Annotated in this window: 13 protein-coding genes and 1 riboswitch; of the genes, 5 read left to right on the forward strand and 8 right to left on the reverse strand. The window is 72.8% G+C overall.

Annotated elements, in window-relative coordinates; translation table 11 throughout:
• Positions 1–3: 3 nt before the first annotated feature.
• From ACFYL6_RS09540 to pdhA, 3 genes are read right to left on the reverse strand one after another with little or no spacing between them, the layout of a single operon-like run.
• Positions 4–1,362 (reverse strand): dihydrolipoamide acetyltransferase family protein, encoded by a 1,359-nt coding sequence (locus ACFYL6_RS09540; protein WP_387169661.1) that lies wholly within the window; start codon positions 1,360–1,362, stop codon positions 4–6.
• Entirely contained in the window at positions 1,359–2,363 is a 1,005-nt protein-coding gene (locus ACFYL6_RS09545; RefSeq protein ID WP_387170382.1) for an alpha-ketoacid dehydrogenase subunit beta, read from the reverse strand. Before ACFYL6_RS09545 ends, ACFYL6_RS09540 begins: the two co-directional genes overlap by 4 nt.
• Positions 2,360–3,526 (reverse strand): pyruvate dehydrogenase (acetyl-transferring) E1 component subunit alpha, encoded by a 1,167-nt coding sequence (gene pdhA, locus ACFYL6_RS09550; RefSeq protein ID WP_387169663.1) that lies wholly within the window; start codon positions 3,524–3,526, stop codon positions 2,360–2,362. The genes ACFYL6_RS09545 and pdhA overlap by 4 nt, the downstream gene beginning before the upstream one ends.
• A 105-nt stretch (positions 3,527–3,631) precedes the next feature.
• On the opposite strand from pdhA, the gene ACFYL6_RS09555 reads away from it, so the two are divergent.
• Entirely contained in the window at positions 3,632–4,138 is a 507-nt protein-coding gene (locus ACFYL6_RS09555; protein WP_387169665.1) for an Lrp/AsnC family transcriptional regulator, read from the forward strand.
• Between the two features lie 33 nt (positions 4,139–4,171).
• Here the strand turns inward: ACFYL6_RS09555 and ACFYL6_RS09560 are convergent, their stop codons facing one another.
• On the reverse strand, positions 4,172–5,143 hold the full coding sequence (locus ACFYL6_RS09560) for a DNA polymerase domain-containing protein (protein WP_387169666.1): 972 nt from the start codon (positions 5,141–5,143) through the stop codon (positions 4,172–4,174).
• A 110-nt stretch (positions 5,144–5,253) separates the two neighbouring features.
• Here ACFYL6_RS09560 and ACFYL6_RS09565 point away from each other — a divergent pair, with 110 nt between their 5' ends.
• The 3 genes from ACFYL6_RS09565 (at position 5,254) to ACFYL6_RS09575 (ending at position 7,418) form a co-directional block, all read left to right on the forward strand.
• Entirely contained in the window at positions 5,254–5,985 is a 732-nt protein-coding gene (locus ACFYL6_RS09565; RefSeq protein WP_387169668.1) for a histidine phosphatase family protein, read from the forward strand.
• Entirely contained in the window at positions 5,969–6,838 is an 870-nt protein-coding gene (locus tag ACFYL6_RS09570; RefSeq protein ID WP_387169670.1) for an NAD(P)H-hydrate dehydratase, read from the forward strand. Before ACFYL6_RS09565 ends, ACFYL6_RS09570 begins: the two co-directional genes overlap by 17 nt.
• A 79-nt stretch (positions 6,839–6,917) precedes the next feature.
• Complete coding sequence (locus ACFYL6_RS09575; RefSeq protein WP_387169672.1) at positions 6,918–7,418, forward strand: hemerythrin domain-containing protein; 501 nt, start codon at positions 6,918–6,920, stop codon at positions 7,416–7,418.
• Positions 7,419–7,478: 60 nt separating this feature from the next.
• On the opposite strand, the gene ACFYL6_RS09580 is transcribed toward ACFYL6_RS09575, so the two are convergent.
• The gene (locus ACFYL6_RS09580) at positions 7,479–8,285 is read right to left on the reverse strand and encodes an SDR family NAD(P)-dependent oxidoreductase (protein WP_387169673.1); all 807 of its coding nucleotides are present in this window, start codon (positions 8,283–8,285) and stop codon (positions 7,479–7,481) included.
• Between the two features lie 149 nt (positions 8,286–8,434).
• Positions 8,435–8,524: riboswitch (ZMP/ZTP riboswitch) on the forward strand.
• 19 nt (positions 8,525–8,543) lie between these two features.
• Here ACFYL6_RS09580 and ACFYL6_RS09585 point away from each other — a divergent pair.
• The gene (locus ACFYL6_RS09585; protein WP_387169674.1) at positions 8,544–9,980 is read left to right on the forward strand and encodes a glycine hydroxymethyltransferase; all 1,437 of its coding nucleotides are present in this window, start codon (positions 8,544–8,546) and stop codon (positions 9,978–9,980) included.
• Between the two features lie 101 nt (positions 9,981–10,081).
• On the opposite strand, the gene ACFYL6_RS09590 is transcribed toward ACFYL6_RS09585, so the two are convergent.
• The 3 genes from ACFYL6_RS09590 to ACFYL6_RS09600 all read right to left on the reverse strand — a co-directional run bounded on the left by ACFYL6_RS09590 (position 10,082) and on the right by ACFYL6_RS09600 (position 12,845).
• Positions 10,082–10,342: a hypothetical protein gene (locus ACFYL6_RS09590; RefSeq protein WP_091397680.1), complete on the reverse strand. Its 261-nt coding sequence runs from the start codon at positions 10,340–10,342 to the stop codon at positions 10,082–10,084.
• Between the two features lie 67 nt (positions 10,343–10,409).
• The gene (locus ACFYL6_RS09595) at positions 10,410–11,738 is read right to left on the reverse strand and encodes a PLP-dependent aminotransferase family protein (protein WP_387169676.1); all 1,329 of its coding nucleotides are present in this window, start codon (positions 11,736–11,738) and stop codon (positions 10,410–10,412) included.
• A gap of 3 nt (positions 11,739–11,741) precedes the next feature.
• Entirely contained in the window at positions 11,742–12,845 is a 1,104-nt protein-coding gene (locus ACFYL6_RS09600) for an alpha-hydroxy acid oxidase (protein ID WP_387169678.1), read from the reverse strand.
• Positions 12,846–12,914: the final 69 nt, after the last annotated feature.

The raw sequence follows: 12,914 nt of genomic DNA on the forward strand, positions 1-12,914 counted from the left end.
GCGTCAGACGGCGGCGATCAGCAGCGCCGGGCGCTCCACGCAGTCGGCGACGTGCCGCAGGAAGCCCCCGGCCACCCCGCCGTCGCAGACCCGGTGGTCGAAGGTGAGGCTGAGCTGGGTCACCTTGCGGACGGCGAGTTGCCCGTCGACCACCCACGGCTTGTCCACGATCCGCCCGACCCCGAGCAGGGCCGCCTCGGGGTGGTTGATGATCGGTGTGGAGCCGTCGACGCCGAACACCCCGTAGTTGTTCAGCGTGAAGGTGCCGCCGGTCAGCCGGGCCGGGGGCAGGCTGCCGGCCCGCGCGGCGGCGGTGGTCGCCGCCAGTTCGGCGGCCAGTTCGGCGGTGGTGAGCCGCTGGGCATCGCGCAGCACCGGCACCAGCAGACCTCGGTCGGTCTGCGCGGCGATGCCGAGGTGCACCCCGGCGGACTGGACGATGCGCTGCGCCTCGGTGTCGACCCGGGAGTTGAGCTGCGGGAACCGGCGCAGCCCGCTGAGGCAGATCCGGGCCAGCAGGGCCAGGATGCTCACCGGCGCGTCGGGCGTCGCCGCGTTGATCGCGGCGCGGGTCTCCAGCAGCCCGGTGGCGTCCACGTCGACCCAGATGGTCACCTCCGGGATCTCCCGCCGGCTGCGGGAGAGCTTGTCGGCGATCACCTTGCGGATGCCGGTGAGCGGGACGATCACGTCGCCGTCGCCGTCGCCGACCGGGGCCGACCCGACCTGCGGGTCCGGCACGGCGGCGAGCCGGGCGGCGGGCGCGGTCAGCGCGGCCTCCACGTCGGCGCGGCGGATCACGCCCCCGGGCCCGGTGCCCCGCACCGTGTCGAGGTCGACGCCGTGCTCGCGGGCCAGCCGCCGCACGATCGGCGAGATGACCCGGGCGGCGGACGACCGCGCCGGGTCAACAGACGCGGCGGGAGCGGCCTCGGCAGCCGCGCCGGCCGGGCCCGCGTCGGCCGGTTCGGGCGCCACCGCCAGGCGGGGTCGACGCCGACGGCGGGTGGCGGTGCCGTGGCCGGTGCCGTACCCGATCAGCACGTTGCCGGACCCGGCCCGCTCCTCCTCGCGGTAGGTGGCGTGCCCGGCGGGCTCGTCGCCCCCGTCCAGCGGCGCGATGGTGATCAACGGCTGGCCGACCGGGCGTACCTCACCGGCCGCGCCGTGCAGGGCGACGACCCGGCCGGCGTACGGGCAGGGCACGTCGACGACGGCCTTGGCGGTCTCCACCTCGACCACGCTCTGGTCGACAGTGACCACGTCACCGACGGCGACCCGCCACTCGACGATCTCGGCCTCGCTCAGCCCCTCGCCCAGGTCGGGCAGGAGGAAGACCTGCGTCCGTCCGACGGTGGTCATGCCGCCGCCCAACGCGCGTCCGGCTGGTCGTCCCACTGCAGGCGGGCCACCGCGTCGAGCACCCGGTCCACGCCGGGCAGGTGGGTGTGCTCCAGCATCGGCGCCGGGTACGGGATGTCCAGCCCGGCGACCCGCAGCACCGGGGCGTGCAGCGCGTGGAAGCAGCGCTCCTGCACCCGGGCGGCGATCTCCGCGCCGACACCCGCGAAGCCCGGCGCCTCCTGGATCACCACACACCGGCCGGTTCGCCGGACCGAGGCGGTGATGGTGGCGTCGTCGAACGGCACGATCGTGCGCACGTCGACGACCTCCAGGTCCCACCCCTCCTCCCGGGCGGCCTCGGCGGCCTCCAGCGCGACCGGCACCGCCGGCCCGTACGCCACCAGGGTGGCGTCGCGTCCGGGCCGGCGCACGACGGCCCGGCCGAACGGCTCGGTGCGGGTCGGCAGGGACGCCTCGGCGCTGGCGAAGTAGAGCTTCTTGGGCTCCATGAAGACCACCGGGTCGGGGTCCTCGATCGCCTCGCGCAGCAGCGAGTACGCGTCGTCGACGGTCGCCGGTGTGACCACCTTCAGCCCGGGGGTGTGCGCGTAGTACGCCTCGGACGAGTCGCAGTGGTGCTCGACTCCGCCGATCCCGCCCGCGTACGGCACCCGGATGACGATCGGCACGCTGAGCTTGCCCCGGGTGCGGTTGCGCAGCTTCGCCACGTGCGAGGCGATCTGCTCGAACGCCGGGTACGCGAACGCGTCGAACTGCATCTCGACCACCGGGCGCAGGCCGGACATGGCCATGCCGACGGCGAAGCCGACGATGCCGGCCTCGGCGAGGGGGGTGTCGAAGCAGCGGTTCTCGCCGAAGCGGGCCTGGAGGCCGTCGGTGATCCGGAAGACGCCGCCGAGCGCGCCGACGTCCTCACCGAAGACGACGACCCGGTCGTCGGCAGCGAGCGCGTCGGCGAGCGCCGCGTTGAGCGCCTTCGCCATGGTGGTGGCCATCAGGCGTCGCCCTCCTCGGCGTGGGCGGCGGCCAGTTCGGCGCGGACCTGCTCACGCTGTTCGATCAGTTGCGGGGTGGGCTCGGCGTAGACGTGGTCGAAGAGGCTCAGCGGGTCGACCGTGGGCTGCTCGTTCATCCGGGTCCGCAGGTCCGCCGCGTACGCCTCGGCCTGCTCGGCGATCTCGGCGACCGCCGCGTCGTCGAGCACACCACGGGCGCGCAGGTAGGTCTCCAGCCGGGCGACCGGGTCCCGGTCCCGCCAGGCGTCGACCTCGGCGCCGTCGCGGTAGCGACTGGCGTCGTCGGCGTTGGTGTGCGGCTCCATCCGGTAGGTGTGCGCCTCGACCAGGAACGGCCCCTTGCCGGCCCGGGCGTGGGCGACCGCGCGGGTGAGCACGGCGAGCACCGCGACCGGGTCGTTGCCGTCGACCTGCTCGCTGGGTACGCCGTAGCCGACGCCCTTGTAGGCCAGCGACGGCGCGGCGGTCTGCCGCGACAGCGGGACGCTGATGGCGTACCGGTTGTTCTGCACGAAGTAGACCACCGGTGCCTTGAACACGGCGGCGAAGTTGATCCCCTCGTGGAAGTCACCCTCGCTGGTGGCGCCGTCGCCGATGAAGGCAAGCGCCACGGTGTCGCGACCCTGGTACGCCTCGCCGTGCGCCAGCCCGGCGGCGTGCACGCACTGGGTGGCGAGGGGGGTGCACTGCGGTGCGGTGTGCACCTCGGTCGGGTCGTAGCCGCAGTGCCAGTCGCCGCGCAGCAGGGTGAGCACCTCGACCGGGTCGATGCCCCGGGCAACCAGCGCCATCGATTCGCGGTACGTGGGGAAGACCCAGTCGGTGTCGCGGACCGCGAGGACCGCGCCGACCTGGCACGCCTCCTGACCCCGGGAGGACGGGTAGACGGCGAGCCGGCCCTGCTTGGTCAGGGCGGTCGCCTGGGTGTCGAAGCGCCGACCGAGCACCATCCGGCGGTACAGCTCGCGCAGCACCTCGGCGGGTGGTTCGGGGTAGTCGGCGCGGGCGGGCAGCGGCGTGCCGTTCTCGGCGAGCAGGCGGACCGGCTCGGCGTCGGGCAGCAACGAGCGCGCCGGGTCGGGCGGGGTGACCGTTCGACGGGTGCGCGGGGATGCCCTGCGGACCGCCTGGGGAGTGGTCGTCACGGCGGAACCTCCTGGGACGTGTGGTGAGCCTATGCTTCCGCTTGTGGATGATTGACTCAAGATCGACACAGAAGGCGGGACGGTTGGCATGCGGAGGGCCGGTCAGTGAGCCAGGAGGCCGCCGACGAAGCAGGTCGGGGTGCGGGATCGGGACGATCGGCCCGAGCCCTGGACGAGGTCGACCGACGGATCCTCGACGAGCTGGTCCGCGACGGTCGGACGTCGGTGCGCACCCTCGCCGAACGGATCCACATCTCCCGCACCAACGCGTACGCGCGGGTGGAGCGGTTGCTCCGCGACGGGGTGATCACCGGGTTCCGGGCCCAGGTGGCGCCCGAGGCGGCCGGGTTGGGCACGTCGGCGTACATCGCCCTGACCATCGAGCAGAACACCTGGCGGGAGGTGTCGGCCGAGCTGGCCCAGGTGCGCTACATCGAGCACGCCGCGCTGCTCGGCGGCGACCACGACGTGCTCGCGCTGGTACGCGCGCCGGACAACGCCGCCCTGCGTGACGTGGTGCTGGGCCGGGTGCAGAGCATCCCCGGGGTGCTGTCCACCCGCACCTGGCTGGTCTTCGAGGAGTTCGACGGCGCCGGCAGCCCCTGGGCGTGAGCGGCGGCCTCTGGGCCTTGCCGGCGGCGCGGCTCAGCGCTCCGGCGGGGCCTCCAGCCCGTCGCGGTCGGCCAACTCCAGCAGCGGTTCCAGCGAGTGCCGGGCACCGTCCAGGCCGGCGTGCGGGTCGCCGCGCTCGGCGAACCGGGCCGGCATGCTGAGCACGTCGAAGTCCTCCGGGCGAACCTGGTCCAGCTCCGACCAGTCCAGCGGCGCGGAGACCAGCGCGGCCGGCGTCGGCCGGATCGAGTACGCCGAGGTCACCGTGTGGTCCCGGGCCATCTGGTTGTAGTCGACGAAGACCGGCCGGTCCCGCTGCTCGCGCCACCACGTGGTGGTGACCAGGTCCGGCAGCCGGCGCTGCATCTCCCGGCCCAGCGCGAGCACCGCCCGGCGACACTCACCGAAGCTCCACCGCGGCTCGATCGACAGGTAGACGTGCAGGCCCCGACCGCCGGTGGTCTTCGGATAGGCGGTCATGCCCAGCTCGGCGAGGAAGGCTTGCACCTCGTGCGCCACCGGCACCACCTGCGCGAAGTCGACGCCGGGCATCGGGTCCAGGTCGATGCGCAGCTGGTCGGGGCGTTCCACGTCGGCGGCGGTGACCGGCCACGGGTGGAACCGCAGGGTGCCCAGGTTGGCCGCCCAGATGACCACGGCCAACTCGCTCGGCGCGACCTCGTCGGCGGTACGACCACTGGGGAAGGTGATGTGCGCGGTCCGCACCCACTCGGGCGCGCCCGCCGGCAGCCGCTTCTGGTAGAACGCGTCGCCCCGGTTTGTCTGCCGGGTGGCGATCGTCGCGCCCTCGAAGACCCCCCGCGGCCAGCGTTCCAGCATGGTCGGCCGATCCCGCAGCGCGCGCAGGATGCCGTCGCCCACCGCCAGGAAGTAGCGGACCACGTCCAGCTTGGTCAGCCCACGCTCGGGAAAGTACGGCTTGTCGGGGCTGGAGACGCGGACCAGCCGCTCCCCTACCTTGATTTCCTCCGCCGCTGTGGCCACGCCCCCGAGGGTACGACCTGTGGCCCACGCCGGACGTCCACCGAGCGGACATCGGCATGGCGGATCACCGGACACGGTTACCGTCGGCGGCGCCCGGGTAGGGGGGCCGCATGGCGGAACTGGCAACCCTCTGGATCGTCCGGCACGGCGAGAGCACCGCGAACGTGGCGGCGACACAGGCCGAGGCAACCGGCGCCGAGCTGATCGACCTCACCCACCGCGACGCCGACGTGCCGCTCTCCGCGACCGGCGAGGATCAGGCTCGGGCGACCGGCCGTTGGCTGGCCGAGCTGCCGGAGGCGAGGCGCCCGGACGTGGCGGTGGTGTCGCCGTACCTGCGCGCGGTGCAGACCTCCCGGTTGGCGCTGGCCGGCACCGACATTCCGGTCCACCGCGACGAACGGCTGCGCGACCGGGAGCTGGGCATCCTCGACGGGCTGACCGGGCACGGGGTGCGGCGGCGCTACCCGGACGAGGCCGACCGCCGGGAGCGGTTGGGCAAGTTCTACTACCGGCCGCCGGGCGGGGAGTCGTGGACCGACGTGGCGTTGCGGCTGCGGACGCTGCTGGGCGACCTGCGCCGGGACCACGAGGGTTGCCGGGTGCTGCTCTTCGGCCACGACGCGCTGGTCTTCCTGCTTCGCTATCTGGTGGAGGGGTTGACCGAGGACGAGCTGATGGCGCTCACCCGGCAGGACGTGATCGCCAACTGTTCGATCACCGAGTGGTCGGCGGACGGCGAGGACCGACTGGCGCTCACCGCCTTCAACCACGTCGAGCACCTGCGTCAGCAGGGCGCCCGGCCGACCAGGGAGGACGAGATCCATGCCGAGCCGGTCTGAGGTGAAGGTGATCACCCCTGCGTTGCTGCGGGACTGGGCGCTGCCGGTGCCGGCCGGTGGAAAGGAGAGCCGGGGCACCGTGCTGGTGGTCGGTGGTTCCCGTTTCACACCGGGCGCGGTGCTGCTCGCCGGGGTGGCCGCGTTGCGCGCCGGCGCCGGGGTGCTCCAGCTCGCCGCCGCCGAGTCCACCGCCGCCGCGCTGAGCATCCAGGTGCCCGAGGCGCTGGTGGTCGGACTGCCGGAGACCGCCGACGGCGCGGTGGCCGCCGACCGGGACGGGCAGCTCGGCGACCTGGTCGCGCAGGCCGACGTGGTGGCGGTCGGCCCCGGCCTGAAGGCGATCGACGAGACCAACCGGCTGCTGGGCCTGGTCCTGGAGGCGGCCCGTCCGGAGACGTCGCTGGTGCTCGATGCGTACGCCCTCGGTGCGCTCAGCCACGCACCGGAGCTGTTGGTCGGCTCGGGTCGGCCCGTGGTGCTCACCCCCAACGTCACCGAGGCCGGGCACCTGCTCGGGCGGGACCCGGGCGACGACCTGGACGCCGAGGCGGCCGAGTTGGCCGTCCGGTACGAGGCGGTCGTGTCGCTGTACGGGCACGTGGCCGCCCCGGACGGGCGGGGTTGGCGGGAGGAGAGCGGCGACGCCGGGCTGGGCACCTCCGGCAGCGGGGACGTGCTCGCCGGGTTGCTGGCGGGGCTGCTGTCCCGGGGTGCCGACCCGGCGCAGGCGGCCTGCTGGGGCTCGTTCGCGCACTCGGTGAGCGGTCAGCGGCTGATCCCCCGTTACGGCCGGATCGGCTTTCTGGCTCGGGAGCTGCTCGACGAGATCCCCCGCACGTTGGCCATGGTCTGAGCCGGTTTCACCTGTTTCCGCAGTCGGCGTGGGGGTACCGGAACTGCACCAGCCGAGACTTTTCAGGGAGGTCATACCGGTGTCGACCGATGCCATCGTCCTGCTCAAAGAGGACCACAAGGAAATGCGCCGCCTGTTCAAGGCCTTCCAGGACGCCGAGGAGGGGCCGGCGAGCCAGCGGCAGAAGCTGGTGAACCAGATCCTGGAGGCACTGACGGTGCACACCTACCTGGAGAACGAGGTGATGTACCCGGAGGTCCGTCGGCTGCTGCCCGACCTGGAGGACGACATCCTCGAGTCGTACGAGGAACACCACGTCGCCGACGTGCTCTGCGCCGAGCTGGCCAGCATGGACGCCGACGACGAGCGGTTCAACGCCAAGACGACAGTGCTGATCGAGAACGTCACCCACCACGTCGAGGAGGAAGAGGAGGAGTGGTTCCCCAAGGTCCGGGACGCGCTGGGCCGCAAGCAGCTCCAGGAGATCGGCGAGAAGATGATCGCGTTGCGCGCGGACGCGCCGCGTACCCCCACCGCGCCGAAGGCGATCAAGAAGGCGCTCGATGCGGTGACGGCCTGAGGCGCCCGCTCACACCGAAGGGCCCGGCATCGTGCCGGGCCCTTCGTCGTGCTCCACGGGTCAGCTGCCCGAGCCCGGCTCGGCCATCTTGCGGTGCTGCTCGGACTTGAGCTTGTCCGGAATGATCTTGCCGGCCGCGGTCTGCACCTTGTTCATCAGCGAACCGGCGGTGATCGTCTGATCACCCCTCATCATCGCCTCGAAGCCCTGCGCGGCGACCTTCGCCGGGTCGTCCTTCTTACCCGAGCCCACCCGGGTGTCCTCCATGTCGGCCCGGTCGAAGAACTCCGTGTCCGTCGGCCCGGGCATCAGCGAGGTCACCGTGACGCCGGTGTCCTTCAGCTCGTTGCGCAGCGCCTCGGCGAAGGACTGCACGAACGACTTCGACGCGTTGTAGACCGCCTGGAACGGCCCCGGCATGGTGGAGGCGATCGACGAGGTGAAGAGGACCCGTCCCGTACCCCGCTCGACCATCCCGGGCAGCAGCTTCTTCGCCAGGTGCACCGTCGAGCGCACGTTGAGGTCGACGATCTCCAACTCGTCGGCGAGGTCGGTGCCGCCGACGAAGGCGCCACCGGCGCCGCGACCGGCGTTGAGCGCCAGCGCGTCCAGCGGCCGTCCGGTCGCGGTGACGGCGGCCACCAGCTCGGTCACCCCCTGCTCGCGGGCCAGGTCGACGCGGACCGACCAGATCTGCGGGCCGCCGTCGCGGCGCAGCTTCTGTGCCGCCAGGTCGATGCCGTCGTCCTCGGCGGCGATCACCAGGTCGAAGCCGTGCTCGACGAACTGCGCCGCCAGCTCGTACCCGATGCCGCTGGAGGCCCCGGTCACCAGGGCGAGCGGCCGGGTGGAGGTGGGTGTGGTCATGTTCTCGACTCCTTCTGTGCGAACCCTGGCCGCACCCTCGACGGTGCGGTGGTCACCTACCGTGTGCCCCGCGACGCACCGCCCAATCACGTCGGCGGGGTCGCCTCCCGGAGGGCGGCCCGAACGGCCGGTTCCGGCCCGGTAGGATCGGCCCGGGCCGTTACTGGCGCGTGGGGATGGAGAACCATCGGGGAGCGGCCTCGTCACGTGGACGTTTGCCGAGCGCCTGGGCCTTCCCGCACGTCTGTTGGAGGTCGCATGTCCCGCAACGCCGAGTCCACCGCATTCCGGAGCGCCCTTGAGGTGATCCGGGCTGTCGAGCCGCGGGTCGCCGACGCCATCGGCGCCGAGCTGACCGACCAACGGGAGTCGCTCAAGCTGATCGCCAGCGAAAATTACGCCTCCCCGGCGACCCTGCTGGCCATGGGCAACTGGTTCAGTGACAAGTACGCCGAGGGCACCGTCGGCCGCCGCTTCTACGCCGGCTGCCAGAACGTCGACACCGTCGAGGCGCTCGCCGCCGAGCACGCCCGGGAGCTGTTCGGCGCCGCGCACGCGTACGTGCAGCCCCACTCGGGCATCGACGCCAACCTGGTCGCCTTCTGGGCGGTGCTGGCCGACCGGGTGGAGTCCCCCGCCCTGAAGAAGGCCCAGGTCCGTCAGGTCAACGACCTCACCGAGGCCGACTGGTTCGCCTTGCGCCGCGAGCTGGGCAACCAGCGGATGCTCGGCATGTCGCTGGACGCCGGCGGTCACCTCACCCACGGTTTCCGGCCGAACATCTCCGGCAAGATGTTCGACCAGCGCAGCTACGGCACCGACCCAGCGACCGGCCTGATCGACTACGACCGGGTGGCCGAGGCCGCCCGCGAGTTCAAGCCGCTGATCCTGGTGGGTGGCTACTCGGCGTACCCCCGGAAGGTGAACTTCCGGATCCTGCGCGAGATCGCCGACTCGGTCGGCGCGACGTTCATGGTCGACATGGCGCACTTCGCGGGCCTGGTGGCCGGCAAGGTCTTCACCGGCGACTTCGACCCGGTGCCGCACGCGCACATCGTCACGACCACCACGCACAAGTCGTTGCGCGGCCCACGCGGCGGCATGGTGCTCTGCCAGCCGGAGCTGGCCGACCAGGTGGACCGGGGCTGCCCGATGGTGCTCGGCGGTCCACTGCCGCACGTGATGGCCGCCAAGGCGGTCGCGCTCGCCGAGGCCCGCCGGCCCGACTTCGCCGACTACGCCCAGCGGATCGTCGACAACGCGCAGGCGCTCGCCGAAGGGCTGCTGCGCCGGGGCGCGACGCTGGTCACCGGCGGCACCGACAACCACCTGGTGCTGATCGACGTGTCCGGCTACGGGCTCACCGGCCGGCAGGCCGAGCAGGCCCTCCTCGACTCGGGCATCGTCACCAACCGCAACTCGGTCCCGCAGGACCCGAACGGGGCCTGGTACACGTCCGGCATCCGGATCGGCACCCCGGCGCTGACCACGCGGGGCCTCGGCACCGCCGAGATGGACCAGACCGCCGAGCTGATCCACACCGTGCTGACCCAGACGACCGCCGGCGCCAACGCCGACGGCACACCGTCGAAGGCGAAGTACAACCTGGACGCCGGCCTGGCCGACAAGGTCGCCCGCCAGGCCACCGACCTGCTGGCCACGTACCCCCTCTACCCCGGCATCGACCTGAGCTAGCCCCCGCTCCCGTCGATCATGGAGTTGTGGTGCCCGATCCGGGTTGGAACGCGACTTTCGTCCACCACCACAACTCCATGATCGACGCGGAGGGGCGGCCGTCAGGCCATGGGGCGCTTCAGGTGGTAGCGGTGGACCTCGGTGCTGCCCTGGACGTTGTTGACGTCCTCGGCCGCGGAGACCAGCTCCCACCCCTCCCGGCCGGCGCGGTTGAGGTGCGCGATGGCGGTGTCGCCGTAGGCGGTGATGTCCTTGCGTGACCCGTCCGGCGCGTACCAGACGAACGAGACGTGAAAATTGCGGCCCTGTCCCTGATAGCGGCGGACGAGCAGGGCGTACTCCCAGGCAACCATGCGGCTTATTATGACCGTCCACCGAGGACGGCGGCACGCGGGTCGTCGCGCATTGCCATCCCGTGAACGCGGTGTGTCAACCCGCCCGGCGGGTCAGCTCGTCGGTGATCAGCGCCGCGAGGCGGTCCAGCCCGACGTCGATCTGCTCCGGCGTGACCGCGCTGACCGACAACCGCAACGCGTGAACCGGCGCGGTGTCGTCGTAGAAGTGGGCCATCGGCGTCCACAGCACCCCGTAGTCGCGCGCCGAGCGGTCCAGCAACGCGTCGTCGACCGGGAACGGCACGGTCACCACCACGAAGAACCCGCCGGCCGGCACCGTCCAACGCACCGCCGCCGGTCGGTCCGGCTGATCGGGGAAGCGCCGGGTCAGGCCGGCCACCAGGTGGCGCAGGTTCCGGGTGTACGCGGACCGCTCCCGGGTGTTCGCGGCCACCAGGCTGCATCCGTGCTCCAGCAGCCGGCCGCCGATCACCGCCTGCGCGATCGGTGACGTGTTCACCGTGACCATGCTCTTGATCATGGCGAGCTGGTCGGCGAGCGGACCGACCCGCCCGCCCGGGCCGGCCACCCGCTGGTCGGCGACCACGTAGCCGACCCGCGCGCCGGGGAGCACGGTCTTGGCGAACGAGCCGAGGTAGACGACCCGCCGCCCGGTGTCCAACGCCTTGAGGGTGGGCGGGCGCGGCCCGTCGTCGCTGTGGAACAGGCCGTACGGGTTGTCCTCCAGCAGCAGTAGATCCTCCTGCGCCGCCAGGTCCAGTAGCCGCCGACGGTGGGCGGTGTCGATGCTGACCCCGGAGGGGTTGGCGAAGTCCGGCATCAGGTAGCAGGCGCGCGGGCGCAACCCCGCCGCCCGTGCCCGGCGTACCTGGGCGGCCAGGTCGGCCAGATCGATCCCGGACGACCCGCCGGCGACCGGCCACACCGGCAGGTCCACCAGCCGGGCCGCCCCGGTCAGCCCGACGTAGGTCGGGGCGACCGCGAGCAGCACATCGGTCGGCCCGGCCCGCAACGCGCGCAGCACCAGGAACATCGCCTCCTGGCAACCGACGGTCACCACGATGTCCTCCGGGTCGACGGTGATCCCCTCGTCGACCGCGAGGTTACGGGCGATCAGGTGGTGCACGATGCCCTTCGTCCGGCCGTACTGCAGCAGCAGTCTCCGAGCCTGCTCGGGTCGGTGCCCCAGGTCGTCGACGAGGTGCCGGTGGAAGGTGTCCAGGTGCCGGTGCACCGCCGCGAGGTCGAAGAACTCCTCGTACGGTCGGCCGGCCGCGAGGGACACCGCCCCCGGGTAGCGCTCGGACACCTCGTTGAGAAAGTTCATCGAGGTCAGCGCCGGATCGCCCAGCGCGGGGTGCAGGTCGGCGACGCTCAGGTCGACCGGTTCGGCGGCGGTCACCCCTCACCCCACCCCGAGGGTCCGCAGCTCGCCGGCCGCCACCACGTCGGCGCAGCCGGCCAGGGTGAGCGCGTCGGTCAACTCGGCGACGAGCAGGCCCAGCGCGTCCCGGGCGGCCGGTTCGCCACCGGCGGCCAGCGCCCAGAGCAGCGGCCGGCCGACCAGCACCCCGGCCGCACCCAAGGCGAGCGCCCGCAGCACGTCGGTGCCGCCGCGGATGCCGCTGTCCAGCAGCACCTGGCAGCCGTCCCCGACCGCGTCGACGACCTCCGGCAGCATGGTGACACTCGCCGGGGAGCCGTCCAGTTGCCGCCCGCCGTGGTTGGAGACGACCACCGCGTCCGCGCCGACGCGTACCGCCTCGGTCGCGTCGCGCGGGTCCAACAGCCCCTTGACCACCAGCGGCAGGTCGGCCTGCTCGCGCAGCCACGCCAGGTCCGCCCAGCGCAGCGCCGGCGCGAACGACGCGGCGGTGTGCGCGGCGATCGCGGACACCCCGGGGGCTCCCGAGTGCGCCAACGCGTCACGACCGTCGGGGAGGTTCGCGGCGACCACCTCGGCCGGCAGCCGGAACGCGTTGCGCAGGTCCCGGGGACGTCGACCGAGCACCGGGACGTCCACGGTGACCACCAGCGCCCGGCACCCGGCCGCGACGACCCGGTCCAGCAGGTCGCGGACGAGGGCCCGGTCGCGCAGCCAGTAGAGCTGGAACCAGACGTCCGCGCCCGTGCGGGTGACCTGTTCGATGGGGGTGCTGCCCAGCGTGCTCGCCAGGTACGGGATCCCGGCCGCGCCGGCCGCCGCCGCCAGGCCCAGCTCCCCGTCCGGGTGCACCAACCGCTGGTACGCCATCGGCGCCACGCCGACCGGCATGGCGTACCGACGGCCGAGCAGTTCGGTGCCGAGGTCGACGCTGTCCACCCCGCGCAGCACCCGGGGCAGCACCGCGACCCGATCCAGCGCGTGACGGTTCGCGGCGAGGGTCACCTCGGACGCGCTGCCGCCGGCCAGGTAGTCCCACACGTCCGGCGGCAGCACCGCCCGGGCCCGCTCGGCGTAGTCGGCGAGCGACACGGCCGGCCGGTCGGCCAACAACCGCTCACCCATCGCCCCGGCCCCTCGCGGCAGCCGGCTCGGCCGGGCCATCCGCCTCGACCGGCCGGGCGGCCTCGGCAG

It is taken from the genome of Micromonospora sp. NPDC007208, from assembly GCF_042869175.1.
Lineage (GTDB): Bacteria > Actinomycetota > Actinomycetes > Mycobacteriales > Micromonosporaceae > Micromonospora > Micromonospora foliorum.

Excerpts from the sequence above, each read along its gene's own strand:
- ACFYL6_RS09540 (WP_387169661.1), bottom strand. The coding sequence starts at position 1,362 with ATGACCACCGTCGGACGGACGCAGGTCTTCCTCCTGCCCGACCTGGGC.
- ACFYL6_RS09580 (WP_387169673.1), bottom strand. The coding sequence starts at position 8,285 with ATGACCACACCCACCTCCACCCGGCCGCTCGCCCTGGTGACCGGGGCC.
- ACFYL6_RS09585 (WP_387169674.1), top strand. The coding sequence starts at position 8,544 with ATGTCCCGCAACGCCGAGTCCACCGCATTCCGGAGCGCCCTTGAGGTG.
- ACFYL6_RS09570 (WP_387169670.1), top strand. The coding sequence starts at position 5,969 with ATGCCGAGCCGGTCTGAGGTGAAGGTGATCACCCCTGCGTTGCTGCGG.
- ACFYL6_RS09565 (WP_387169668.1), top strand. The coding sequence starts at position 5,254 with ATGGCGGAACTGGCAACCCTCTGGATCGTCCGGCACGGCGAGAGCACC.
- ACFYL6_RS09600 (WP_387169678.1), bottom strand. The coding sequence starts at position 12,845 with ATGGGTGAGCGGTTGTTGGCCGACCGGCCGGCCGTGTCGCTCGCCGAC.